Below are 23,295 nucleotides of genomic sequence, written 5' to 3'. Positions count from 1 at the left end.
TCCACAAGGGCTGGAATTTGCAGCCGATAGTACGAAACGGCAACGTTTACGTCAATCGGAAAATGACGAAAAAAATCAAGGAAATCTAGGGCTTGGCGAATTTTTGCGATTCTTCGCGTGAGGAATACCCTGATGACGATCGGGTCAACGGAAGCGGTTCTTCCATTCGCGCATCAGCGTAAATGCCGTTAAACGATCGGGCACCTTTTCGTGCAACTGCTCTTGCAAGCTTGATTGAATCGCCGGATTGCCGGCGCGCAAAAATGGATTCACGGCACGCTCGTGGGCGATGGTGGTGGGCAGCGTCGGCACATGACGCGCGCGCAATTCGCTCGCCCTGTCACGCCAGGCCTGCAGTTCGGCATTACCCGGCTCGCAGGCAAGCGCGAAGCGGATGTTCGACAACGTGTACTCGTGTGCACAGTGCACCTCGGTCGCGCCCGGGAGCGCGGCAAGCGAATCCAGCGAGGCCAGCATCTGCGTGGGCGTCCCTTCGAACAACCGGCCGCAGCCGCACGCGAACAGCGTGTCGCCACAAAACACGTGCGGCGTGCCGCGCGGGTCGGCCGCCTGAAAATAGGCGATATGCCCGCTCGTGTGACCGGGCACGTCGAGCACGTCGAGTTCGAGTGCTGGCGCTGCAATCGTCACGTGATCGCCGTTTTTGAGACGATGTGTGAGATGCTGGATCGCTTCACCGGCGGGGCCATACACGGGAACGGCGTGGCCGCTCAGCAGATCGGCCACGCCACCGACATGGTCTTGGTGATGGTGCGTGAGTAAAATAGCGCTCAGCCGCCAACCCCGTTTCGCCAGATAGGCGCGCACGGGGGCGGCCTCACCCGGATCGACAACGACTGCGTGCTGCCCGTCGGAAACGACCCAGATGTAATTGTCTTCAAACGCCGGGACCGGTACGTACTCGAGCGCATTCATAGGCGACGCATTCTCTGATATGACTGATCGAGCAATTATAGACTGGCCTGCCTGGACCGATTCGCCGCCCGGCCGCTACGTGCTTGAGTGGGAACAGACCCAGCTCGATCGCGTGGTGTCCGATGTGTTCGGCTACCATGCGCTGCAACTCGGCCTGCCGCAGCTCGACGCCTTGCGCGAAAACCGCATGCCGTGCCGCGGGCTCGTGCTCGACGCGGCAAGCGGCGCGAGCGCGCCCTACACGTTTCCGCGCGGTCCGGGGCGCGCCGGGAATGGTCTGGGCAGCGGCGCCGTGCAAGGTTCGCCGACGGGTTTGCCTGCGCCGGCCGGGCGTAGCACCGTCTGGTGCGACCTGCTCGATCTGCCGTTCGAAGCACAAAGCGTCGACCTGATCGTCATGCCGCATACGCTGGAATTCACGAGCGACCCACACCGGCTGCTGCGCGAAGCCGAACGCGTGCTGATGCCCGAGGGCCAACTGATCATTCTCGGCTTCAATTCGTTGTCGCTGTGGGGCGCGCGCCAATCGGTCGGCAAGATGACCGGCCGCCCGTTCGTGCCCTCGGCAGTCGATCTGATAGCCTTCACGCGGCTGAAAGACTGGATCAAACTATTGGGTTTCGACCTTGAACGCGGGCGCTTCGGCTGCTATCGTCCGCCGCTTGGTAGCGAACAATGGCTGTCCCGCTATGGTTTCATGGAAGCCGCCGGCGACCGCTGGTGGCCGATTTTCGGCGCCACCTACATGATCAAGGCGATCAAGCGCGTGCCCGGCATGCGCCTCGTCGGTCCGCTGAAAGTGAAGAAACCTGTCCTCGCCGCGGGCCTCGCGCCCGCCGCCACCCCGAACACACGCAATCACACTCAATGACTTCCGACATCATCGATATTTATACCGACGGCGCCTGCAAGGGCAATCCCGGCCCCGGTGGCTGGGGCGCGCTGCTGCGCTTCGGCGACCAGGAAAAAGAACTGTTCGGCGGTGAACCCAACACCACCAACAATCGCATGGAACTGATGGGCGTGATCGCCGCGCTCGAAGCGCTCAAGCGTCCCTGCAAGGCCGTCGTGCACACCGACTCGCAGTACGTGCAGAAAGGCATCAGCGAATGGATTCACGGCTGGAAGAAAAAAGGCTGGATCACTGCTGCGAAGCAGCCGGTGAAGAATGCCGATCTCTGGAAGCGGCTCGATGCACTCGTCGCTCAGCACGAGATCGAATGGCGCTGGGTGCGCGGCCACAACGGCCACCCGGAAAACGAACGCGCGGATCAACTGGCCAATCGCGGCGTCGCGTCACTCGCGGCAATGTGATGCGCGGTGTCATGCGTGCTGTGAAGCCCGCAGCGGCACCAACGTGCGCGCCCTTCTTTTTTGCTGATTTTTTTAGAGCAGGCTAATCCGACATGCGTCAACTCATCCTCGACACCGAAACCACCGGCCTGAATGCACGAACCGGCGACCGGATCCTTGAACTCGGTTGCGTCGAAATGGTGAACCGCCGGCTCACGGGCAACAACCTGCATTTCTACATCAACCCCGAACGCGACAGCGATCCGGGGGCACTGGCCGTTCACGGGCTGACCACCGAGTTCCTGAGTGACAAGCCGAAATTCGCCGAGATTGCCGATCAGATTCGCGACTTCATTCAGGACGCGGAACTGATCATTCACAACGCGCCGTTCGACATCGGCTTTCTCGATGCCGAATTTGCGCTGCTGGGTTTGCCGCCGGTGAAAACGTATTGCGGCGAGATCATCGATACCCTCGCGCGCGCCAAGCAGATGTTCCCGGGCAAGCGCAATTCGCTCGACGCGCTGTGCGACCGCTTCGGCATCAGCAACGCGCACCGCACGCTGCACGGCGCACTGCTCGACTCGGAACTGCTCGCCGAGGTGTATCTGGCGATGACACGCGGCCAGGAAAGCCTTGTCATCGACATGCTCGGCGATTCGCATGGCAGTGGCGACGCGCACGCGCCGCGCATCGCGATCGACTCGCTGAATCTGGTCGTGATTGCCGCGAGCGACGACGAAGTCGCCGAACATCAGGCCGTGCTCGACGGCCTAGACAAAGCGGTCAAAGGAACGAGCGTGTGGCGCCTCGATCCCACGGCCGCCGCGGATGAGCAAACCGCTTAAAAAGTACTAGACGAGTCGAAAAATCCCTGACATAATTCGGCTCTCTTCGGGTGGTTAGCTCAGCGGTAGAGCACTGCCTTCACACGGCAGGGGTCACAGGTTCAATCCCTGTACCACCCACCAGATTCGCGTGACCCGAAAGAGAAAGCCCTCGAACGTAAGTTGAGGGCTTTTTTGTTTTTGCTTCGCGTTTTGCACGCACACGGTGGATTGATCACTCAGGTGCAAACACGTTAATACGCACAGTCGCCTGCTCCATTTCAAAGTCAACACCGAACTTTCGTATAATTGCAGTCGCCAAATACTGCTGATATAGTCAGTTCTCGGGCATTCGCCCCGTCCATTTCTCCACCTCATTCGGCTATAGGGAGGCGTCACATGTTCGCAGTGCATATCGACCTCCCTGGGATGGTCTCACGACCATTCTCGCGACCTTAAATTCGTCGCGTTGTCGCTCACGCGGTTCTGCCTGAACAGGCATCCGCGCAAATCCCAGACAGTCCGTAGTCTCATTGCCGGCATCCTTGTCGATATATTTCGGCTTGCTTGACTGTCTCGTCCTTTCGCTTCTGACTGGAACCTCGGTGCGCTCACGCGCCACCGGGTCGTGGCAAATGACCAGAAAAAAACTCGACTTTCGCGGACAAGCCTTCAAGAACGTCCTCGGCTTCACCTTCGTACACTGGGCCAAACAGCCTTGGCGCATCTTCGCGATTAGCGCGCTGGTGCTGCTCTCGGCATTAGCCGATGTCCTCACGCCATTGTTCGCCGGACGGCTCGTCGATGCGATCGCATCCGGCTCGGCCGGCGACGCCGTCGCATGGAATGCTGCGATCACGGCCTTCTGCGTGCTGGGCGCGCTCGGGCTCGGCGCCACGCTGCTTCGCCAGGGCGTGTTCTTCAATCTCATCAGGTTGACGCTCAAGATGATGAGCGAGATCGCCGCGAACGCGTTTCATCGCGTGCAACGCTTTTCGACGGACTGGCACGCCAACAGTTTCGCCGGCTCCACGGTGCGCAAGATCACGCGCGGCATGTGGGCGCTCGATCTGCTCAACGACACGCTGCTGGTCGCGTTGTTGCCGTCGCTGGTCATGCTGGTCGGCGCAACGCTGCTGCTCGGCTGGCGCTGGCCGATGATGGGCGCGGTGGTCGGTATCGGTTCGGTGTTGTATATCGCGGTGACTGTGGCCCTGTCGCTCGGCTTCGTTGCGCCCGCCGCACGCCTCGCTAACGCCTGGGACACACGCATGGGCGGCGCCCTCGCCGATGCAGTCAGCTGCAACGGCGTGGTGAAAGCGTTCGGCGCCGAAGCGCGCGAAGAGCGCCTGCTCGACCGTGTGATCGTCAAGTGGCGTCATCGCACGCGCCGCACGTGGATCCGCGGCACGATCAACGGCGGCTTGCAAGGCGGCATGCTGGTGACAATCCAGGCCGCCATTCTCGGCGTCGCGTTGCTGTTGTGGGCGCGCGGCGAAGCGAGCGTCGGCGACATCACGTTCGCGCTGACGATGTTCTTCATGCTGCAAGGCTATCTGCGCGATGTGGGCATGCACATTCGCAACCTGCAACGCTCGGTCAACGATATGGAAGAGCTGGTGTCGCTGGAGAGTCAAGCTTTGGGTATTGAAGATCGACCCGGCGCGGGCCCGATCGCAATCGGCAAGGGCGAGATTCGCTTCGAGCACGTCACCTTTCACTACGGCGCGAAAGCCACGCCGCTCTATGACAACTTCTCTGTGCGGATCGCACCGGGGGAGCGCGTCGGGCTAGTCGGGCATTCGGGTTCCGGAAAGACGACCTTCATCAAGCTGATCCAGCGGCTGTACGACATTTCGGAAGGCCGGATCACGATCGACGGTCAGGACATCGCCCGTGTGCGGCAGACGTCATTGCGCAGCCAGATCGCGATCGTTCAGCAGGAGCCGGTACTGTTTCACCGCTCGCTGGCGGAGAACATCGCGTATGCGCGGCCCGATGCAAGCCGTGCCGAGATCGAGCGCGCCGCAAAGCTCGCGAGTGCGCACGACTTTATCGCGAGGCTGCCGCACGGTTACGACACGCTGGTAGGCGAACGCGGCATCAAGCTATCGGGTGGCGAGCGTCAGCGCGTGGCGATCGCGCGGGCGTTTCTCGCGGACGCACCGATCCTGATTCTGGACGAAGCGACCTCGAGCCTCGACAGTGAAAGCGAAGTGTTGATCCAGCACGCCATGGAACGGCTGATGATGGGCCGCACGACACTGGTGGTGGCGCACCGTCTTTCCACCGTGCGAGCGCTGGACAGGCTGCTGGTGCTGGACAAGGGCAAGGTGATCGAGGAAGGCAGTCACGAAGCGTTGATCAGACTCGAGAACGGCCTGTACAGGCGGTTATTCGAACGTCAGGCGCTGGAGTTGATCAAGGGTTTGGGCGACTCGGAAGTCATGCCGAAGGCCGATAGCGCGAAAGCGAATCGGCTCGATGATTCAAACCTGGTGGTCGAGTAAAGCGCTGTAGGCGTGCGGGACGTCATGCAGAAGCCGTCGGCAAGCGGCGGTTCTGCTGGGTTCCGCACGTCCTTTGATTTGGCCAGGCGAGCGTGCGCGCGGCGGTGCACGCATGACCTCACGGCACCGCGACTTGCCTCGGCCTATCGCGAGCCAATGCGACGAGCCGGCCGGCACCTCAACGCGCGACTAAACCACGCCCGCGGGCAGCCCGACACCGCGCGCCATACCGGTAGCCGCGAACACCATCAACACCAGCAGCACCGTCTGGATCACGCTGAAACGCGCATACGTGCGCGCTTTTCGCAAATCAGGCGGGGTGCCGTTTCTGATTGAGGCACGCCAGCGCATCAGGCCGAGCATCGACGGGACTTCGAGGATAAGGATCAGCACGAGCAGCGTCATCTTGACGTGAAAGAGCGGCTCATGAAGGTAGTAGTCAGCGCTCTTTTCGTAACCACCGAAGGCGCGCATCAGGCCGGTGACGATCAACACCAACGCCGAAATGCCCCAGCGCGCGTCGGAACGGAATACGGATCGCAACGCAGCGGGCACGCTGGCTCGCCGCAGTGACCAGGTGCGCCGGAGAATCGAGGCGAGGGCAAAGCCATAAGCGAGCAGATGAATGGCGGCAAGCAACCAGCGAACCAGCATAGCGACTCCTGAAAACGGCGCAATACGATCGATGTATGTCTCACCCACCCACTGAACACCGGGTGGCACTTCTTATGACCGACTACCCCTTACTTTACGATGCCTGCTTCGGCCGCGTGTGGTCGACTGCACAAAGCGACGGATTCAGACTTGCCGCAACGATGTGTCGAGCGCACGCGCGGCGACCCGATCGCCCTCGGTAGTCAGCGCGGTGCGGAACACGGTTTGCCGATTGTGGCCCGCGGCAGCCGGCGAATCCCACAGCAATTCGATTTTCGGACGTCGGCCGAAGGTACCACGAGCCAACGCAGGCGCGCCGACCGGTGCAGCAGGCCCATCCGGTTCGCCCGCGACACCGAACGCCACCACCGGAGTAGGCGTCGGCGGTGCGTTCACACCCGGGGCTGCCGCCCATCGCACGGACAATTCGCGCGCGTCGTACTGTCCCACCTTGCGACGCTCGGCCCAGACGACCACCGTGCGGGTGGCCGGATCGAGCGCGACCGCATAGCGCCCAATCGCGAAGCGCCGCGCGGCGATATTGGTTCGCCACAATGCACGCGGCCGGCAAATCCACACGACCGCCGCATACAACGCCGGCGCAGCCAACAGCCAGCCGTTGGTAGCAGCCACCGCCTGCGCGGCGCGCCGCCAACCGGCGCTCGCTGCAAACGCGCCAACCGACCAGACCGCAAACAGGAATCCAAGGAACGCAAACAGGCGCAGCGCCTGCCGCAGCCATTGCGGCAGCGGATGAAACGGACGCTCGGCCCCGGCGCGCGCGCCGGGCAGGAAGATCAGCAGGAACAGGAACACCAGATTGATGCACGCCCACGGCGAGGACACCATGGCCGACAGCGACGCGCCCAGGTCCATCTGCGCCATCGAAAAAAGCCAGCGAGCGAGGAGCACGAGACCGACGGCGCGCAGCGCGAAAATCGTTCCGGCGCCGGGCGCCGCGTTCGCACGCGTCTCTTTCGTTCTCGCCAAGGCATCCTCCTGTCGTCGGCGGCGCCGCAGCCAAATTTGCGGCACGGCCATTATAGGGATATTACGGAGATAGGCTCGTGCTTGCCGGCCCCAAGACCGCACTTTTTACCGCACACAGGCAAAAACGCGGCGCTTATGCAACAACGCCCCGCGGACGAGATGCCCGCGGGGCGTTGCTGGGGTGCAGCCAGACGATCTGATCGCTGGGGGCGCCTAGCTGGGGGCGCCTAGCTGAGGCGCCGAAAGCGCTCCGGCAAGCCGGCCCGACTACATTTACTGACTGCGCTTACCGTGCATTAGCCGGCGTTGACTTCGCGCAGCACCGTGCGATGCTTCTGACGCAGCAGTTCTTCGTAGGTGGCGACGTAATTCCGTGCCATCACCTTCGACGAGAAACGCGATTCGAACGCCGCACGCACCTTGGCGCGCGGCAGCGTGTGCAGACGCTTCACAGCGGCAACCGCGCTGATTTCGTCTTCCACAACGAAACCCGACACGCCGTTTTCGATCACTTCCGGCACCGAACCGCGGTTGAACGCGACGACCGGCGTACCGCACGCCATGGCTTCGATCATTACCAGGCCGAACGGCTCCGGCCAGTCGATCGGGAACACCAGTGCATGCGCGTTGCCGAGAAACTCACGCTTTTCGGCTTCGCCGATTTCGCCAATGTATTCGACGTGCGGGAGCGCCATCAGCGGCTTGATCACTTCTTCGTAATAGGCACGGTCGGCCTTGTCGATCTTTGCGGCGACCTTGAGCTTCATGCCCGCCTGGCCGGCGATGCGGATCGCGCGGTCGAGGCCCTTCTCCGGCGAGACGCGGCCGAGGAATGCGAGGTAGCCCGGCTCGACGTCCTTGATCGGCGTGAGCACGTTTTCCGGCAGGCCGTGATAAACGGTCTGCAGCCAGTTCGCCTGTTGCAGCGGGATGCGCTGATTGTCGGAAATCGACACCACCGGCACGTCGCTGAACGTGTTGAAGATCGGTTGCAGTTCCGGCAGATCGAGACGGCCGTGCAGCGTGGTCACGAACGGCACCGGCTGGCGGGCAAACAGCGAGAACGGGTAGTAATCGATGTGGAAATGCAGCACGTCGAATTCGTCCGCGCGGCGGCGCACTTCTTCGAGCAGCAACATGTGCGGCGCCATCACGTCGCGGATGGTCGGGTCGAGGCGCAGCGCCTGCGGCCAGAAAGCTTCGAGTTTCGCCGAGGTTTGCGAATCGCCGCTTGCGAAAAGCGTGACGTCATGACCTTGTTCGACCAGCGCTTCGGTCAGGTAGGACACCACGCGTTCCGTACCACCGTAAAGCTTGGGCGGAACCGCCTCGTGCAAGGGAGCGATTTGAGCGATTCGCATAGTGAAGAACTCCTCGTAAAAAATCAGGCAAAAGTACTGCGTTGGGTAAAAGCGACTCGCTTGCTCGCCAGGGCAGTCTGGCCGGATATGCCGGCGCGGGCCTGATTCTTTCGAGAAATCCTGCGATGGATCGCTTGGGTAGTGAGCCCAGATCAGCAGTTCGCTGTCTGCGCATGTGCCGGTAAACGCACACCAGGCACCTACGTTGACAAACTGTCAGATATTTCGATGGGCCAACAGAGCATGCATTATCGATGCCGGGCGCTTTGCTGCACCACAACATTTCAAAGTCTTTACGTTGTTACAAAGGCGAAACACTTTACAAACCCTTGTTTTATAAGACAGTTCTAGAGTAGCAAATGGCTTGCAACGCTGACCCGACGTCGGCAGCTGTAAGCTTCCATGTCAACTTTACCGGCAACGTTGAAGTAATGCCGCGCCGCAGTTGAATGCAGTTTGTAATTATATCCCGAAATAGTCCGCAACCTGTGTGAACCACCACGCCGTCGGCGGGTCGAGCAATAGTAGGTTGCGGTCGTCTATCGCGAAATCAGTCGCGCCATCGCCCGGATACACGGGGCGCAATCGCTTTTGCATGTTTACAATGCGAAGCATCGGCTTCGCGGCAAACGCTTTTTTGCCGTGGCCCATGCCTTGCATGCACAACCTGAAACACACCGACCTCACGATCAATTGGAACACTTAACCATCGCCCAGCGTAATGCCCAGAACGCAAAGCTCGCGAGCTATGCGCATAGGCCGCTTGCGTTTCTTTTCCGCTTTATTCGCCGCCATCCGCTCGCGCATGCGATTGTCCTGTGCAGCGTGTTTGCGGCCGTGGGCTGTGCGCTCGCTTCGCAATACGCGATCAAGCATCTGATCGACGTGCTCGGCGAAGGCCGGCATCATCCCGGTCCGCTGTGGGGCGCGTTCGCCATCCTGGTCGGCCTGATCGCCGCCGACAACTTGCTGTGGCGGGTCGGCGGCTGGGTTGCCGCGCACACGTTCGTGGCCGTGACCGGCGACTTGCGGCGCGACCTGTTCCAGTACCTGAGCGGCCATTCGCCAACTTACTACTCGGAGAAACAGCCGGGCATGCTGGCGAGCCGCATCACGGCAACCTCGAATGCGGTCTACACCGCGGAAAACACCACCGCCTGGAATGTGCTGCCGCCGTGTATCGCGGTGCTTGGCGCGATCGTCATGATCACCGCCGTGAATCCGCTGATGGCGGGCGGCCTGATGCTGTGCTCGGCCATTCTGTCGGTCGTGCTTTACAAGCTTGCCGGGCGCGGCTCGGCGCGGCATCACCACTTCGCTACCAAAGCCGCGTCGGTGGACGGTGAACTGGTCGACGTGATCAGCAACATGGGCCTCGTGCGCGCCTTCGGCATGACGTTTCGCGAACAGCAGCGTTTCGGCGCGACCGTCAAAGCGGAAATGGAAGCGCGCCAGCAGAGCCTGCTTTATCTGGAAAAGCTGCGCCTTCTGCATGCGGTGATCACCGCGCTGCTGTCGGCGGGCTTGCTGGGCTGGGCGCTGTGGCTGTGGGATCAGGGCAAGGCGACCTCTGGCGATATCGTGCTGGTCAGCTCGCTCGGCTTCACGATCCTGCACGGCACGCGCGATCTGGCGGTGGCGCTGGTCGACGTCACGCAGCACGTCGCCCGGCTCGCGGAAGCCGTTCGCACCCTGCTCGAACCGCACGGCATGCCGGACCGCGACGGCGCCACCGAGCTCGTGCCGCAAGGCGGCCGGGTCGATTTCGAAGCCGTGACGTTCGCCTACCCGCGCCGCCGGCCGATTCTCGATCACTTCGATCTGCATATCGAACCGGGCCAGCGGGTCGGTCTGATCGGCAAGTCGGGCGCGGGCAAATCCACCGTGCTGGCGCTGCTGCAGCGTTTCTACGAGACGCAGGGCGGCGCAATCAAGATCGACGGCCAGGACATCGCCGCCATCACTCAGGACAGCCTGCGCCACGCGATTGCGTTGGTGCCGCAGGATATCTCGCTGTTTCATCGCTCAGTGTACGAAAACATCGCCTACGGTCGCCCTGAAGCGAGCCGTGACGAAGTGGTCGCGGCCGCGCGCGAAGCCCGCTGCAGCGATTTCATCGAAGCCATGCCGGAAGGATTCGACACGATCGTCGGCGACCGCGGCGTGAAGCTGTCCGGCGGACAGCGCCAACGCATCGCGATTGCGCGCGCGATCCTGAAGAACGCGCCGATCCTGTTGCTCGACGAAGCCACTTCGGCGCTCGACAGCGCATCGGAAGAAGCGATCCAGAAAGCGCTTGACCGGCTGATGGTGGGCCGCACGGTGATCGCCATCGCGCACCGGTTGTCGACGCTGAACAACTTCGACCGGATCATCGTGATGAGCGCCGGCAAGGTGATCGACGACGGCACGCCGGAAGAGTTGCGCCTGCGGCCGGGCCTGTATCGCGATCTGCTCTCGAAGCAGTACGGAAAGGGCACGACGCTGCACGTCGGCGGCAAGAAAGTGGATGAGCAGCACGTGGTCTAAGCAACGCGCCGCCCACTGCTACGCCAGCAACAAACAGAAAAGCCGCTTTTGAGCGGCTTTTCTGTTTTCCGGGCGAGTTGAAATCCGCCCTGATAAATAGGATAGCCGTCTATCCGGCGGTGGTTTCGCGCACCACCTTCTTGCCCGACCCGGCACGCACCTTCACGGTTCTGACGCTCTTCGCACCCTGTGCGCTCTGAAGATCGCGCATGAAGTTATCGCGCCACACCGACACGTTGTTCTCGCGCAGCTGCACCATCATGTCGCGATAACGCGCCTGGCGCTCCGCAAGCGGCATCTCCAGCGCGCGCGCGAGCGCCTCGGCCATCCCGTCGATATCGACCGGATTCACGATCAACGCACCTTCCAGTTCCTGCGCGGCGCCGGCAAAGCGCGACAGCACGAGCACGCCCGGATTCTCCGGATCCTGTGCCGATACGTACTCCTTGGCAACGAGGTTCATGCCATCGCGCAACGGCGTGACGTAGCCGACATGCGCCGTGCGAAACAGCGCGGCCAGCACCGAGCGTTCGTACTGCTTGTGGATGTACAGGATCGGCGTCCAGTCCAGCTCGGCGAAGCGGCCATTGATACGCCCCGACTCGCCTTCGAGCTGCAAGCGGATGTCCTGATACGCATGCATGTCGGCGCGCGTGGGCGGTGCGATTTGCAGGAACGACACGTTGTTGCGTTGCGCGGTGGCATGTTCAAGCAGCCGCTCGAACGCGCGGAAGCGCTCAACCAGCCCCTTCGAATAATCGAGGCGGTCCACGCTCATGATCAGCTTGCGGGAATGCAGCGCCGTCTTCATCGTGCGCACCGGTTTGCCCCGCTCGCCCGCTTTCGCAAGCTCGGCGATTTCGTCCGGATAGACGCCAATCGGATAAGCCGCTGCGCGCAAGGTGCGACCGAACGCATGGATAGTCAGCGGGCCGCCGGCCGCCACGTCGACCGTGCCGTTCGCCTCGTTGACGATGTAATCGCAGAACGCCCGTAAATCCGGCGCGGTCTGGAAACCGAGCAAATCGAACGAACAGAGCGCCTCGACCAGCTCGCGATGCGGCGGCACCGCCAGCAACACCTGCGAAGCCGGAAACGGAATATGCAGAAAGAAGCCAATGCGATTTTTCACGCCGGCCGCGCGCAACGCCCGGGCGAACGGAATCAGGTGGTAGTCGTGAACCCAGATCACGTCGTCTTCGCGCAATAGCGGCACGAGTTGCTGGGCGAGCCACGCATTGACGCGGCAATAACCTTCAAAATCGTGCCGGTCGTATTGCAGCAGATCGGCACGATAGTGGAACGCGGGCCATAGCGTGGCGTTCGAGAAGCCGCGGTAGTACTGGTCGTAGTCGCGGCGCATCAGCGCGATGGTCGCGAAGGTCACGGGGCCGCGCTCTTCCACCTTGATCTGCGGCTGGCCGGAACTAAGCACGTCGCCGCTCCAGCCGAACCACATGCCGCCGGTTTCCTTCAGCGCGTCATACACGCCGACCGCCAGACCGCCCGCCGCCGGGCCGCCCTCCGAGATCGGTGCAACCCGGTTCGATACGATGATCAGTCGGCTCATGAAGCGCGATTCCCGATGCAGTAAGTCATGGTCGTTGGGCGAAGGAGCGTCACGGGCGGCATCACCATCACGCTCGGCGCGCGGCAGCGACAATCGATTCCAGCCAGTCGAGCAGCGCCGTGACCGACTCGAGGCGCGTATGCGCCATCGTATCGCCCGCGCCCACCTTGATCGACAGGCCGCCACGCTCGTTGACGACGGCAAAGCCTTTCTCGTCGGTCAGATCGTCGCCGGCAAACACCGGCGTGCGGCCGACGAACGGCGGCTCTTCCAGGAACGCGCGCATCGCGCGGCCCTTGTCGACATCCTTCGGTTTGATTTCGTAGACCATCTTGCCCGACTGCAACACATAGGAGCCCGGGTAATCGGCAACCAGCCGCTCGGTCGCCTCGCGCGCCACCGGCTCGCGGTCGGGTGCGTTGCGGTAGTGCAGCGCCAGCGCCGCGCCTTTGATCTCGAGCAGCATGCCGGGATGCTCGTTGACGACCTGCGCGAGCACCTGCTCCATGCGCAACAGCCGCTCGTCGTGAAAACCGATGCGCTGCGTGTCACCGTTCGCGTCGCGCCGCTCGGCGCCATGCAGACCGGCGATCGGCAGATCGGGCATGCCAAGAAAAGCGTCGATGCTGTCAATACCGCGGCCCGACACAATCGCGACCGCGCCATTCGTGAGACTGCGCAACTCGGTCAGCAAACCGATCACACGCGGTTGCACCAGCACGCCGTCCGGCGTGGGCGCGAGTTCAACGAGCGTGCCGTCGAAATCGAAGAAAAATGCGGTCTCACCAGGAGACAGAACAGCCGGAAGTGCTTGCATCGGTTAATTTTGCCTTTCAGCCTTCTGCGGCCGGAAAAGTGTGCGCATCTTACCGCGCATCCGTCAATTTTTCGAGAAAGTAAGCCGGGACACAAGCCTGGTCGGGCCGCACCGCCGATGCCGCTCGCGATTGCGTTCAAAAGGAGAACAATCCGGCTTCAACCCGCTTTCAGTTGCCTGCGTCAAATTGCCTCGCAAACGGCGCGCCCGCGGGCGTTGCGCGACGTCATCGGAGATTTTGGGATACAGTCGCAGCCACGCGGACCCTCGACGTGATGCTCCTATTTGTACACCATCACGGGCCACGCGCTTTGCACGAACCACGCCGCGGACATTTACGGGCAGCGTCACGCACCGCTCTTCAATCGAGTCATTGAATCCTGCTTTGTTCCCCATCATCTCGCCCCGTCACCAGCCGAACCTCACCACGCTACGCCGACCATGGCCCGGGCGCCGGGTCGCGCTGGCGGTCATGGTGGGCGTGCTCGGCGCGCTGAGCGGCTGCACGCATCGCGCCGAACCGTTCCAGTTGACCGACGTGACCGGCCACTTGCCGGAACTCGATTTCACGCTGACCGGCGACGACGGCCGCGCCGTCACCGGTGAGTCGTTCAAAGGCCGCACGTCGCTCGTCTACTTTGGCTATACGCATTGTCCGGACGTTTGCCCTGAAACGATGGGCCGCCTGATGCAGGTTCTCGGCAAACTCGGCCCGGACGCGCAAAAAGTGCGCATCCTGTTCATCACCGTCGATCCGGCACGCGACACGCCCAAAGCCTTGCATGACTACGTCGGCGCCTTCGACTCACAGCACGCCGAAGGCCTGACCGGCAGCGACTGGCAGATCGAGTCGCTCGCCAAGCGTTACCGGGTCGCCTATCAGATGGAAAAACGCGATCCCAACGGCAATTACGAAGTCACCCATAGCTCGGCCGTCTACGTGTTCGATCAGCAGGGCCACGCGCGCCTGCTCGCCACCGATCACGATACGCCTGATGCGATCGCGCAAGACCTGCGCCGTATCATTGATGACCGTTCCTGACCTTTCCCGAGTTCATTCATGTCCGTCAAAATCAAAACGCTCGCCGCACTCAGCTGCACTCTCGCCCTCTCGTTCGGTTTCGCTTCGGCCGCGTTTGCCGCCGGTCCTAACGCGATCAGTGTCAAAGACGCGTGGGTGCGTTGGCTGCCGAACAACCTCCCCGCCGCCGGCTACGTGACGCTCATGAACGCGAGCGACAAGCCGGTCGACCTCGTCGATATTTCCAGCAACGACTACGGCGACGCGATGCTGCATCAAACCGTGTCGAACGGCTCGACGCAAAAGATGGTGATGGTCGACAAATTGACGGTGCCCGCGCACGGCCAGGTGGCGATTGCGCCAGGCGGCTATCACGTCATGCTTGAAGACGCGAAGCACAAGGTCGCGCTGGGCGACACCGTGCATCTGACGCTGAAGTTCTCCGACGGCGAAACGCTCGATACGCCGTTCGTCGTCAAGTCGCCCGCCCGGACCAAGTAACGCCTCGCGATGAACCTGCTCTACTGGCTCGACCCCTGGGAGTTTTCGCCGACCGTCGTCATTGCCTTGCTGGTGCCGGCGATTCTTTTCGTGCGCGGCGCGCACAAGGCGAAGGTGTCGATTCTCCGGCGCATTTCCTTCTGGTTCGGCCTGGTCGCGTTGTATGTCGCGCTGCATACGCGGCTCGACTATTTCTTCGAGCATGAGTTCTTCATGCATCGCGCGCAGCATCTGGTGCTGCATCACCTCGGGCCGTTCTTTATCGCACTGTCCTATCCGGGCGCCGCGTTGCGCGCCGGCATTCCATTCGGCTGGCGGCAGCGTTTTGTGCGACCCGCACTGGAGACCCCGGTGATCCGCAAGCTGCTCGACGTGGTGATGCATCCGGTGGTGGCGGTCACGTTGTTCGTCGGGCTGATCTACTTCTGGCTGATGTCGCCGATTCATTTCGTGGCGATGCTCGACTGGCGGCTCTATCGCGTAATGAACTGGAGCATGGTGATCGACGGTCTGCTGTTCTGGTGGCTCGTACTCGATCCGCGGCCCGCGCCGCCGGCGCGTCTGTCGCCCGGTAAGCGCGTACTGGTCGTGATCGCCGCGATTCCGCCGCAGATCATGCTCGGCGCGTTTATCTTTTTTACGCCGCGCGAGCTATACCCGATCTACTCGATCTGCGGCCGCGCCTTCACGTGGCTAAGCCCGATGCGCGATCAGCAGATCGGCGGACTATTGCTGTGGATTCCGGGCTCGATGATGAGCGTGATCGGCGCGCTGGTGGCGTTGCGTCACTGGATGCGGCTGTCGGCACGCGGACGTCTGCGCGGCGAACGGCGCGCAAAAGCGACGCAAGGCTTGGCGCAGACCGCAACAGCGCCTGCAAGCAGCCACCGCTGAAATTTTGAATCGATTGAATTGAAGTCGCGGAGTTCAAAGCCGGCCGGCGCGCGCACGCGCCGAGTCCGGTTGCAGCCTGAGCCTGGGTCAGGCCGAACGCATCCACACATGCGGGATGCCGTCTTCTTCGTGAATCTCCGACACCGGCGTAAAGCCGAATGCACCATAGAACCCTTGCAGATGGGCCTGCGCATGCAAGCGAATCGGCGTACCGGGCCACTGCGCCCGGATATGCGTGAGAGAGCGTTCGAGCATCGCGTTGCCGAGACCGATGTCGCGGAATGCCGCTGTTGTCAGTACGCGGCCGATACGGATATCAGTGTCGTCGGCGTCCGGCAGTAGCACGCGCAGATAGCCCGCAAGCGGCGGGTTCTTTTCACCGGGGCCATAGGCACCACAGGCACCATAAGCAAACAGATGCCAGGCATCTGAATCGAGCCCGTCGATATCGCCATACACACAGTTCTGTTCGACGACGAACACCGCGCTGCGAGCGGCGAGCATCGCGTAGACTTCGGCGGTCGTGAGGTCGTCAAACGCTTTCCAGTGCCATTCGAGTTGCGCCAGTCGCGTGGCGGCGGTTTGCTGCGGTTCGGTCATGAAAGGTCTTCAAAGGAAGCGCGCCTTGATCGGCGGCGGCAATGCGGAATTATGCCGCGCGTGGCGGTCTTAGGCTATGACCGGCTCGACGGGCGTCCCGAGACATTCGATCAAGTTGCCGGGCCCGCACAAATGCAGCGCGCCCACCACCACCAGGGTCCGCTCCGGCCGTCCGAGCAACGTCTTCACACGCGCCGCCCACGCGCGATTGCGCATATCAAGCAGGGCGTGGCGGATGCCGGGCAGATTGAACATCGGCGACTCGACGGATATCTGGTGCACGGCCTCCAAATCGCCATGCAGCCAGGCCGTGTGCATCCGCTCGAGGGTGCGCTGCGGTTCGTCGAGATCGGACACCAGCATGCCGAGCGCGGCACCGACGGCTTCGAGCGGAATCGATTCGAGCGACGCCGACACTTCCTCCGCCGTCTCGAGATACTGGTACGGTTTGGCTTGCGTCAGCGCCGAGCGCAGCATGCGCGGCTCGACACCTTCGACGACTTGCTGGAACAGCGTCGGCGCGACGACCAGCGCGGCCCACGGACGCAGTTCGCCGAGCGGCGCCAACGGGCCCTCCACGGGCCACACGGCTTGCAGCTGATTCCAGGCATCCGCGGATAGCAAGGGCTGCAACTGATCGGCGCCGCTCTGCGGAGGCGCCTTCAGAAACGGCAAGATCGTCGGCGGATCGGATTCGAAGACCAGCGATTCGGCCCAGTCATACGCTTCTGCGATCCATGGCGGCGTTCTGCGGCTCGTCGCCGGAAACAGATGCATCGAGCCGAGCAGACGGACGTTGGTGCCGGTGAGTTGTAGGTACATGAAGCCTCGTGTTGACGGGCAATTGCGCAAAGCGGCAATCGGGCGATTCAATCGATGGCGCGCAGCGTCGCAGACCGGCTCACGGCTCCTCGCCAGGCCGTCCGCACCGTGAACGCGACGAACAGCAGGAAGACGATCTGCGAAACGAACAGGCCCACAAGGATCGGATGATGCAGCGCGAACCATGAATTGTGCACTACGTCTGTCACGATGACGGCGACGCAGAGGATCAGCCCTGCCCTCGGACTCAACAGCAGTAGCAGAGCGGTTAGCGGATCGATGAAGAGCAGTGACGTCCAGTAGATTCGTGTGAGCGGCGCCGCGCCGCCGTAGTCCCACCAGAGTCCGTGAATCAGGGCCACCTGCAGATGCGTCCAGGTGGCGCCGCACAGGCATAGCGCGTAAATCACGCGCAGATAGAAGGAGCGGCGTTCGATACCCTGGATGTGCATGATGTCGATGCGAGGACGTTGAGAGTCTGCGAACTATAGCGTTGCTCGCAGTGTTGCACGCAGACGTACACGGCGGCGTATCGTAACCAGCGACCTGAGCACCACGTGCGAAAGGAGAGACGCGAAGTACGAGGTGCACAACGCACAAAAAAGAAAAGCCCCGACAAGTCGGGGCTTTTCTTTACATCAACTACTGGAGGCGCGAGCCGGAGTCGAACCGGCCTAAACGGCTTTGCAGGCCGCTGCATAACCGCTTTGCTATCGCGCCGCAAGCGGACTGGAACCTAGCTGCAGATTCTCAGATTTGTCTGGTGGGTAACCATTATGGCCGGCCCATCAAACAAAAAGGGAAGCGTTGCTTCCCCTTATGTATGGAGCGGGAGACGAGGCTCGAACTCGCGACCTCAACCTTGGCAAGGTTGCGCTCTACCAACTGAGCTACTCCCGCATTGCCCTACTTCACAACGCCTTGCACTTTTACTTCGCCAAACAACGCGTTGCTTCAAAATTTGGAGCGGGAGACGAGGCTCGAACTCGCGACCTCAACCTTGGCAAGGTTGCGCTCTACCAACTGAGCTACTCCCGCATTGTGCTGCTTTTGCCCTGCTTTTTACCGCCTAACTGCTGCCTTGTTACTGCAACTACTCTCTAACTGCCCCGACGTTTCAAACTGCTCGCATCGGAGAAACGAGATTATGGAGAAACGACTGAAACGTGTCAACCCCTTTTGCGAATGTCTTTAACGGAAAAGATTTCACTCGCGCTGCTGCGACGGAGGGACACACTTCGGCCTCCCCGGCATCGCGCCCCGATCGCCCTCTGATCAGGCAACGCCGCCCCGCTCGCGGATCTGCGGCCACGCGAGTTTCATGTAATAGAGCATCGACCAGATGGTCAGAAACGCGGCCAAATAGATTAGCCACAAGCCCCACACACGCGTATCGACAGAGACACCGCCGCCGGACGGCAACGGCCCGTAGAACAGCAGCATCGGAATCGCGACCATCTGGCAGACGGTCTTGAACTTGCCGAGCGAATTCACCGCGACGCTCTTCGATGCGCCGATCTGCGCCATCCATTCGCGCAGCGCCGAGATTGCGATCTCGCGCCCGACGATCACCAGCGCAATCGCCGAATCGATCCGCGCGAGTTGCACGAGCACCAGCAACGCCGCCGTCACCATCAGCTTGTCGGCGACCGGATCAAGAAACGCGCCGAACGCCGAGGTCTGATTCCATTTGCGGGCCAGAAAGCCGTCGAACCAGTCGGTGAGCGCCGCCAGAATGAAGATCGTCGCGGCCGCCAGATTGCGGTGCGCGGGGCTCATCATCATGTCGGGCAAATAAAACACGCCAACGACGAGCGGAATCAGGACGATCCGCAGCCAAGTCAGGAAAATCGGAAAATTAAACGGCATGGGCAGGCGCAGCGTCTGACAAGGGAGATGCAATTGTGCCGTGTCACAAGACCTGCCACAAGCAAAGCGGCGCGCGGGGCCTGGCGCGCGCATCGCCGGGCACCGTTTATTGGTCTCTTTTTGGGCGCTTATTGGGCGCTTATTGGGCGCTTTTGCCCCCGCTTCTGGATTCGCTTCTGCGTGACTTACGCCCCGCCCGTTGCCGCGCCCCGCTCAGCATGGCGTACCGCGATCAGTGCAACTGCCGGTAAATCTGCTCGGCCAGCGCCTGCGAAATCCCTTCGACGCTCGCCAGATCCTCGACGCTTGCAGCGACCACCCCGCGCAACCCGCCGAAGCGCGCCAACAACCGCTGACGCCGCTTCGCGCCCACCCCTTCAAGCTCTTCGAGCCGCGAAGTCTGGCGTGTCTTGCCGCGCTTTGCGCGCATGCCGGTGATGGCGAAACGGTGCGCCTCGTCACGGATTTGCGCGACCAGCATCAGCGCCGCGCTCTCCTTGCCGAGTTCAAGCGGCACGCGGCCGTCCGCGAAAATCAGGGTTTCGAGACCGACCTTGCGTCCCTCGCCCTTCGCGACACCGACCAGCATGCCAGTATCGAGACCCAGTTCGGTGAACACCTGGCGCGCGATTTCGACCTGCCCCTTGCCGCCGTCGATCAGCACGATGGTCGGCAGAATGCCGCCAGCCGCCGCCGGCTCCGCGGCATCCGCCGCGAGCGACGGGTCCGCGGCCGCATCGGTTTGCAATTCGGCGGCTTCGTCCGCGGCGTTCGCGGCGGCTTGCGCGACCATCTTCTCGTAGCGGCGCGTGAGCACCTGGCGCATCGCCGCGTAGTCGTCGCCCGGGGTGATGCCGGTGATGTTGTAGCGGCGGTATTCGGACGACTGCATCTTGTGATGGTGATACACGACGCACGACGCCTGCGTCGCCTCGCCCATCGTGTGACTGATGTCGAAGCACTCGATACGCAGATGCGCGAGGTCGTCGCACTCCATGCCGAGCGTGTCGGTGAGCGCGCGCGTGCGTGCCTGCTGCGAGCCTTGTTCCGAGAGCAGGCGTGCGAGCGCGAGCCGCGCGTTCTGCTCGGCCATCGCAAGCCATGCACGCCGTTGACCTTGCGGCTGGCGCAATACCGTCACCTTGTGGCCAGCCTGTTCGATCAGCACGTCGACCAGTTCGCGCGTGGACGGCGCATGGCTGACCACGAGTACCGGCGGGACACGGTTGCCGATGTAGTGCTGCGCGATGAACGCCTCCAGCACTTCAGATTCGATGCCGCCGACGGGTGCGCGCCCTTTGCGCGGCGTCGAAGGTTCGACTTCCGACTCGGTTGCGTCGTCATCCGCTTCCGACTCAATAGCAGCGCCTTCCCCGTCATCCTCCTCTTCGGACGGCATCTCCCCGGCAATCGCGAGAGCGTCAGCCGCATCCCCGTCAGACACCGAGCCCGCGCCGGCCGCGACATCGGCTGACAGCGCATCGTCACAGTCCCCTTCAAGGCCACCTTCGCTGACCGTCAGGGCGCTTTCCACATGCGCCGGGAAATACGCCTTGTCGCCCAGATGCCGGCCGCCACGCACCATCGCGAGATTCACGCACACACGTCCGCCGAGCGCGACGACCGCGAGAATATCCACATCGCTATCGCCACCGACTTCAATCGCCTGCTGATGCAGCACCGTCGACAGCGAACTCATCTGATTGCGCACCGCCGCGGCCTGCTCGAACTTCAGTTCGCCCGCGAACGCGTGCATTTTCTGCTCGAGCTCCTTCATCACCTCGCCCTGCCGGCCGAGCAGAAAACGCGATGCATTGGCGACGTCGCGCGCGTAATCCTCTTCGCTAATCGCCGCGACGCACGGCGCGGTGCAGCGGCCGATCTGATGCAGCAGGCACGGCCGGGTGCGGTTGTTGAACACGGAATCTTCACACGTGCGCAACTGGAACACGCGCTGCAGGATCTGGATACTTTCGCGCACCGCCCACGCGCTCGGGAACGGACCGAAGTACTGATTCTTGCGATCCACCGAGCCGCGGTAATACGCCATGCGCGGAAACTTGTGACCGGTCAGCTTGAGATACGGATACGACTTGTCGTCGCGAAACAGAATGTTGAAACGCGGCGTCAGCGCCTTGATCAGATTGTTTTCGAGCAGCAGCGCTTCGGCCTCGGAGCGCGTGACGGTCATCTCGATGCGCGCAATGCGCGTCACCATCATCGCGATACGCGGCGACAGTTGCGTCTTAGTGAAGTAGCTCGAGACGCGCTTCTTGAGATCGCGTGCCTTGCCCACGTAGAGCACCGTGCCCTGCGTATCGTAATAGCGATAGACGCCGGGCAGATGCGGCAATTGGGCGAGCACTTTTTTCGGCTCGAAAACGTCGGTTGCTTCGGGTTCGGTCATGCAGAATCGGTTGGCTGGGACAGTGTCGCGAAGCCTCTGCCCGCGTGCCGCGCGCTGAGTGGTGACTTAGGTGCGAAAGCGCGGATGAGTGCTTTAGAATCGCCAGTTTAGAGCATTCCGCGTGCGTTCGAACCCTGCCGCATCGAATGGCGCGAGGCGGCGGCTCAAGCCGGCGACTGAGCCTGCTTGAGTTAGCCCGCTAAGTTACCCACCTGAGTCACCCGCCAGCGCGACCCTGCGACCCTGCGATACCCAGCCACACCACCCGCTCCACTCTGCGACCCACGCCACCATGTCCTCCGCTACGCCACCTTCCGACCAACCCGTTGCCGCGCCCACAGCGATCGCCTGCGATATCTTTTGCGCCGTAATCGACAATTTCGGCGACATCGGCGTGTGCTGGCGTCTCGCGCGCCAACTGGCGAGCGAGCACGGCTGGCAGGTGCGCGTGTTCGTCGACGACCTCCACGCGTTCCAGAAGCTGTGCCCGCCGCTAGCGCTGGATCGCGCGCGCCAGACGATCGGCGGCATCGTCATCGAACACTGGCACGAGCCGGCCCACGCGGGTGATACGCTCGACGTGGCCGACGTCGTCATCGAAGCATTTGCCTGCGAACTGCCGCCGGTCTACGTCGCCGCGATGGCGCGGTGCGAGTGCAAGCCGGTCTGGTTCAACCTCGAATATCTGAGCGCTGAAGACTGGGTCGCGGATTTCCATCTACGGCCGTCGCACCATCCGCGCTTCCCGCTGACCAAGACCTTCTTTTTCCCCGGGCTCGGCCCCGGCACCGGCGGCGTGTTGAAAGAGCGGCGTCTCGACGCCGCGCGCGCGGCCTTCGAGGCGTCGCAACCGGCGCGCGAAGCGTGGTGGCTGGAAACCACCGGCCGCGCGCCGCCACCCGCCACGGCCACGGTCGTCTCGCTGTTCGCCTACGAAAACCCCGCCGTCGACAGCCTGCTTGAACAATGGCGCGACAGCGCCGAACCGGTCGTTGTGCTGGCGCCGGAAGGCCGCATTTCGGGCGCGATCGCGCGCTTTTTCGGCCTGCCTTCGTTCGCCGCCGGGTCGCACGCCGAGCGCGGCGGCCTCAGCGTCCACGCGCTCGCTTTTACGGAACAATCCGGCTACGACACGCTGCTTTGGGCCAGCGACGTCAATTTCGTGCGCGGCGAAGATTCGTTCGTGCGCGCCCAATGGGCCGCCAAACCCTTTGTCTGGCACATCTACCCCCAAGCCGACGACGCTCATCTGCCGAAACTCGACGCCGCGCTCGCCCATTACACCCGTACCCTGCCTGCCGACACGCGGGACGCCCTCGCGCGCTTCTGGCACGCATGGAACGGCGCGGGCCAGCCGGACTGGGCGGAATTCCAGCGTCACCGCGCGACGCTGAAGCAGCGCGCAGCCAAATGGGCCGGCGAACTGGCCCAAGTAGGCGACCTCGCTGGAAATCTGGCCTTGTTCGCAAAAACTCAGTTAAAATAAGCGGTTATCCAGCGGCCGGCGACGCAAGCGCGGCCCGATGGCGGCCCAATCGCAGCGACGTGGTCTGGCAAATTCGTCTTGCGAATTCGTCTGGCAAATTCGGCCGGGCCCACTGGCCAGACAAATTCGCGAGGCAAACCTAGCCGGCCAATCCGCTTGCGCCGTATGCCGTTGAGCAAAAGTTGAAGCTACTTATTTCGTACAGGAC

At 62.4% G+C, this 23,295-nt stretch carries 21 protein-coding genes and 4 tRNA genes; 10 read left to right on the top strand and 15 right to left on the bottom strand.

Features of this window, described 5'->3' with window-relative positions:
- Positions 1 to 144: 144 nt before the first annotated feature.
- On the bottom strand, positions 145 to 936 hold the full coding sequence (gene gloB / locus B0G76_RS04645; protein WP_120290469.1) for a hydroxyacylglutathione hydrolase: 792 nt from the start codon (positions 934 to 936) through the stop codon (positions 145 to 147).
- 19 nt (positions 937 to 955) lie between these two features.
- Here gloB and B0G76_RS04640 point away from each other — a divergent pair, with 19 nt between their 5' ends.
- The 5 genes from B0G76_RS04640 to B0G76_RS04620 all read left to right on the top strand — a co-directional run bounded on the left by B0G76_RS04640 (position 956) and on the right by B0G76_RS04620 (position 5,566).
- Positions 956 to 1,807, top strand: a complete 852-nt coding sequence (locus B0G76_RS04640; RefSeq protein WP_120290467.1) for a class I SAM-dependent methyltransferase — start codon at positions 956 to 958, stop codon at positions 1,805 to 1,807.
- A complete protein-coding gene (rnhA, locus tag B0G76_RS04635) occupies positions 1,804 to 2,250 on the top strand; it encodes a ribonuclease HI (RefSeq protein ID WP_120290465.1) in 447 nt (148 codons plus the stop codon). Before B0G76_RS04640 ends, rnhA begins: the two co-directional genes overlap by 4 nt.
- 92 nt (positions 2,251 to 2,342) lie before the next feature.
- Complete coding sequence (gene dnaQ, locus B0G76_RS04630) at positions 2,343 to 3,077, top strand: DNA polymerase III subunit epsilon (RefSeq protein WP_120290463.1); 735 nt, start codon at positions 2,343 to 2,345, stop codon at positions 3,075 to 3,077.
- A 48-nt stretch (positions 3,078 to 3,125) separates the two neighbouring features.
- Positions 3,126 to 3,200 (top strand) — tRNA-Val (locus B0G76_RS04625).
- Positions 3,201 to 3,691: 491 nt separating this feature from the next.
- Positions 3,692 to 5,566, top strand: a complete 1,875-nt coding sequence (locus B0G76_RS04620; RefSeq protein ID WP_120296201.1) for an ABC transporter ATP-binding protein — start codon at positions 3,692 to 3,694, stop codon at positions 5,564 to 5,566.
- A gap of 189 nt (positions 5,567 to 5,755) precedes the next feature.
- Here the strand turns inward: B0G76_RS04620 and B0G76_RS04615 are convergent, their stop codons facing one another.
- The 4 genes from B0G76_RS04615 to B0G76_RS04600 form a co-directional block, all read right to left on the bottom strand.
- Entirely contained in the window at positions 5,756 to 6,220 is a 465-nt protein-coding gene (locus B0G76_RS04615) for a DUF2214 family protein (protein WP_120290461.1), read from the bottom strand.
- A 144-nt stretch (positions 6,221 to 6,364) separates the two neighbouring features.
- The gene (locus B0G76_RS04610; RefSeq protein WP_120296200.1) at positions 6,365 to 7,210 is read right to left on the bottom strand and encodes a hypothetical protein; all 846 of its coding nucleotides are present in this window, start codon (positions 7,208 to 7,210) and stop codon (positions 6,365 to 6,367) included.
- Positions 7,211 to 7,506: 296 nt separating this feature from the next.
- On the bottom strand, positions 7,507 to 8,571 hold the full coding sequence (locus tag B0G76_RS04605) for a glycosyltransferase family 4 protein (protein WP_120290459.1): 1,065 nt from the start codon (positions 8,569 to 8,571) through the stop codon (positions 7,507 to 7,509).
- A gap of 462 nt (positions 8,572 to 9,033) precedes the next feature.
- Positions 9,034 to 9,231, bottom strand: a complete 198-nt coding sequence (locus B0G76_RS04600; protein WP_147394004.1) for a hypothetical protein — start codon at positions 9,229 to 9,231, stop codon at positions 9,034 to 9,036.
- 33 nt (positions 9,232 to 9,264) lie between these two features.
- Here B0G76_RS04600 and B0G76_RS04595 point away from each other — a divergent pair, with 33 nt between their 5' ends.
- Positions 9,265 to 11,100 carry an ABC transporter ATP-binding protein gene (locus B0G76_RS04595; RefSeq protein ID WP_120290455.1) on the top strand — a complete coding sequence of 612 codons (1,836 nt, stop codon included), beginning with the start codon at positions 9,265 to 9,267 and terminating at the stop codon, positions 11,098 to 11,100.
- Positions 11,101 to 11,209: 109 nt separating this feature from the next.
- Here the strand turns inward: B0G76_RS04595 and otsA are convergent, their stop codons facing one another.
- Together otsA and otsB are read right to left on the bottom strand one after the other, a co-directional pair.
- Positions 11,210 to 12,670, bottom strand: coding sequence for an alpha,alpha-trehalose-phosphate synthase (UDP-forming) (gene otsA / locus B0G76_RS04590; RefSeq protein ID WP_120296199.1), 1,461 nt, complete (start codon positions 12,668 to 12,670; stop codon positions 11,210 to 11,212).
- A gap of 67 nt (positions 12,671 to 12,737) precedes the next feature.
- Positions 12,738 to 13,487 (bottom strand): trehalose-phosphatase, encoded by a 750-nt coding sequence (gene otsB, locus B0G76_RS04585; protein WP_120290453.1) that lies wholly within the window; start codon positions 13,485 to 13,487, stop codon positions 12,738 to 12,740.
- A 472-nt stretch (positions 13,488 to 13,959) separates the two neighbouring features.
- Here otsB and B0G76_RS04580 point away from each other — a divergent pair, with 472 nt between their 5' ends.
- The 3 genes from B0G76_RS04580 to B0G76_RS04570 are packed head-to-tail and all read left to right on the top strand — an operon-like array spanning position 13,960 to position 15,903.
- Complete coding sequence (locus B0G76_RS04580; protein WP_120290451.1) at positions 13,960 to 14,529, top strand: SCO family protein; 570 nt, start codon at positions 13,960 to 13,962, stop codon at positions 14,527 to 14,529.
- Positions 14,530 to 14,547: 18 nt separating this feature from the next.
- On the top strand, positions 14,548 to 15,009 hold the full coding sequence (locus B0G76_RS04575; RefSeq protein WP_120290449.1) for a copper chaperone PCu(A)C: 462 nt from the start codon (positions 14,548 to 14,550) through the stop codon (positions 15,007 to 15,009).
- 9 nt (positions 15,010 to 15,018) lie between these two features.
- The gene (locus B0G76_RS04570; protein ID WP_120290447.1) at positions 15,019 to 15,903 is read left to right on the top strand and encodes a cytochrome c oxidase assembly protein; all 885 of its coding nucleotides are present in this window, start codon (positions 15,019 to 15,021) and stop codon (positions 15,901 to 15,903) included.
- A gap of 87 nt (positions 15,904 to 15,990) precedes the next feature.
- Here the strand turns inward: B0G76_RS04570 and B0G76_RS04565 are convergent, their stop codons facing one another.
- From B0G76_RS04565 to uvrC, 8 genes are all read right to left on the bottom strand, one after another.
- Complete coding sequence (locus B0G76_RS04565; protein ID WP_120290445.1) at positions 15,991 to 16,503, bottom strand: GNAT family N-acetyltransferase; 513 nt, start codon at positions 16,501 to 16,503, stop codon at positions 15,991 to 15,993.
- A 69-nt stretch (positions 16,504 to 16,572) separates the two neighbouring features.
- A complete protein-coding gene (locus B0G76_RS04560) occupies positions 16,573 to 17,325 on the bottom strand; it encodes a TraB/GumN family protein (RefSeq protein WP_120290443.1) in 753 nt (250 codons plus the stop codon).
- A 47-nt stretch (positions 17,326 to 17,372) separates the two neighbouring features.
- Entirely contained in the window at positions 17,373 to 17,777 is a 405-nt protein-coding gene (locus tag B0G76_RS04555; RefSeq protein ID WP_120290441.1) for a hypothetical protein, read from the bottom strand.
- A 194-nt stretch (positions 17,778 to 17,971) separates the two neighbouring features.
- Positions 17,972 to 18,045, bottom strand: a tRNA-Cys gene (locus tag B0G76_RS04550).
- A 104-nt stretch (positions 18,046 to 18,149) separates the two neighbouring features.
- A tRNA-Gly gene (locus B0G76_RS04545) sits at positions 18,150 to 18,225 on the bottom strand.
- A 62-nt stretch (positions 18,226 to 18,287) separates the two neighbouring features.
- Positions 18,288 to 18,363 (bottom strand) — tRNA-Gly (locus tag B0G76_RS04540).
- A gap of 237 nt (positions 18,364 to 18,600) precedes the next feature.
- Positions 18,601 to 19,194, bottom strand: a complete 594-nt coding sequence (pgsA, locus tag B0G76_RS04535; protein ID WP_120290439.1) for a CDP-diacylglycerol--glycerol-3-phosphate 3-phosphatidyltransferase — start codon at positions 19,192 to 19,194, stop codon at positions 18,601 to 18,603.
- A 232-nt stretch (positions 19,195 to 19,426) separates the two neighbouring features.
- Positions 19,427 to 21,601: an excinuclease ABC subunit UvrC gene (uvrC, locus tag B0G76_RS04530; protein WP_120290437.1), complete on the bottom strand. Its 2,175-nt coding sequence runs from the start codon at positions 21,599 to 21,601 to the stop codon at positions 19,427 to 19,429.
- A gap of 292 nt (positions 21,602 to 21,893) precedes the next feature.
- Between uvrC and earP the strand changes: the two genes are divergently transcribed.
- Positions 21,894 to 23,087 (top strand): elongation factor P maturation arginine rhamnosyltransferase EarP, encoded by a 1,194-nt coding sequence (gene earP, locus B0G76_RS04525; protein WP_120290435.1) that lies wholly within the window; start codon positions 21,894 to 21,896, stop codon positions 23,085 to 23,087.
- The last annotated feature ends 208 nt before the right edge of the window (positions 23,088 to 23,295 follow it).

Source organism: Paraburkholderia sp. BL23I1N1, assembly GCF_003610295.1.
Classification (GTDB): Bacteria; Pseudomonadota; Gammaproteobacteria; order Burkholderiales; family Burkholderiaceae; genus Paraburkholderia.
Note: the sequence above shows the minus strand (reverse complement) of the source record. Positions and strands in the feature narration are given on the sequence as shown.

Bases quoted from the DNA above. Each gene is read 5' to 3' on its own strand.
- dnaQ (WP_120290463.1), top strand. From the start codon at position 2,343: ATGCGTCAACTCATCCTCGACACCGAAACCACCGGCCTGAATGCACGA.
- B0G76_RS04640 (WP_120290467.1), top strand. From the start codon at position 956: ATGACTGATCGAGCAATTATAGACTGGCCTGCCTGGACCGATTCGCCG.
- B0G76_RS04560 (WP_120290443.1), bottom strand. From the start codon at position 17,325: ATGTACCTACAACTCACCGGCACCAACGTCCGTCTGCTCGGCTCGATG.
- B0G76_RS04570 (WP_120290447.1), top strand. From the start codon at position 15,019: ATGAACCTGCTCTACTGGCTCGACCCCTGGGAGTTTTCGCCGACCGTC.
- B0G76_RS04615 (WP_120290461.1), bottom strand. From the start codon at position 6,220: ATGCTGGTTCGCTGGTTGCTTGCCGCCATTCATCTGCTCGCTTATGGC.
- otsA (WP_120296199.1), bottom strand. From the start codon at position 12,670: ATGAGCCGACTGATCATCGTATCGAACCGGGTTGCACCGATCTCGGAG.
- B0G76_RS04600 (WP_147394004.1), bottom strand. From the start codon at position 9,231: ATGCAAGGCATGGGCCACGGCAAAAAAGCGTTTGCCGCGAAGCCGATG.
- B0G76_RS04580 (WP_120290451.1), top strand. From the start codon at position 13,960: ATGGTGGGCGTGCTCGGCGCGCTGAGCGGCTGCACGCATCGCGCCGAA.
- uvrC (WP_120290437.1), bottom strand. From the start codon at position 21,601: ATGACCGAACCCGAAGCAACCGACGTTTTCGAGCCGAAAAAAGTGCTC.
- B0G76_RS04605 (WP_120290459.1), bottom strand. From the start codon at position 8,571: ATGCGAATCGCTCAAATCGCTCCCTTGCACGAGGCGGTTCCGCCCAAG.
- earP (WP_120290435.1), top strand. From the start codon at position 21,894: ATGTCCTCCGCTACGCCACCTTCCGACCAACCCGTTGCCGCGCCCACA.
- B0G76_RS04620 (WP_120296201.1), top strand. From the start codon at position 3,692: ATGACCAGAAAAAAACTCGACTTTCGCGGACAAGCCTTCAAGAACGTC.
- B0G76_RS04565 (WP_120290445.1), bottom strand. From the start codon at position 16,503: ATGACCGAACCGCAGCAAACCGCCGCCACGCGACTGGCGCAACTCGAA.
- otsB (WP_120290453.1), bottom strand. From the start codon at position 13,487: ATGCAAGCACTTCCGGCTGTTCTGTCTCCTGGTGAGACCGCATTTTTC.
- B0G76_RS04555 (WP_120290441.1), bottom strand. From the start codon at position 17,777: ATGCACATCCAGGGTATCGAACGCCGCTCCTTCTATCTGCGCGTGATT.
- pgsA (WP_120290439.1), bottom strand. From the start codon at position 19,194: ATGCCGTTTAATTTTCCGATTTTCCTGACTTGGCTGCGGATCGTCCTG.
- rnhA (WP_120290465.1), top strand. From the start codon at position 1,804: ATGACTTCCGACATCATCGATATTTATACCGACGGCGCCTGCAAGGGC.
- gloB (WP_120290469.1), bottom strand. From the start codon at position 936: ATGAATGCGCTCGAGTACGTACCGGTCCCGGCGTTTGAAGACAATTAC.
- B0G76_RS04575 (WP_120290449.1), top strand. From the start codon at position 14,548: ATGTCCGTCAAAATCAAAACGCTCGCCGCACTCAGCTGCACTCTCGCC.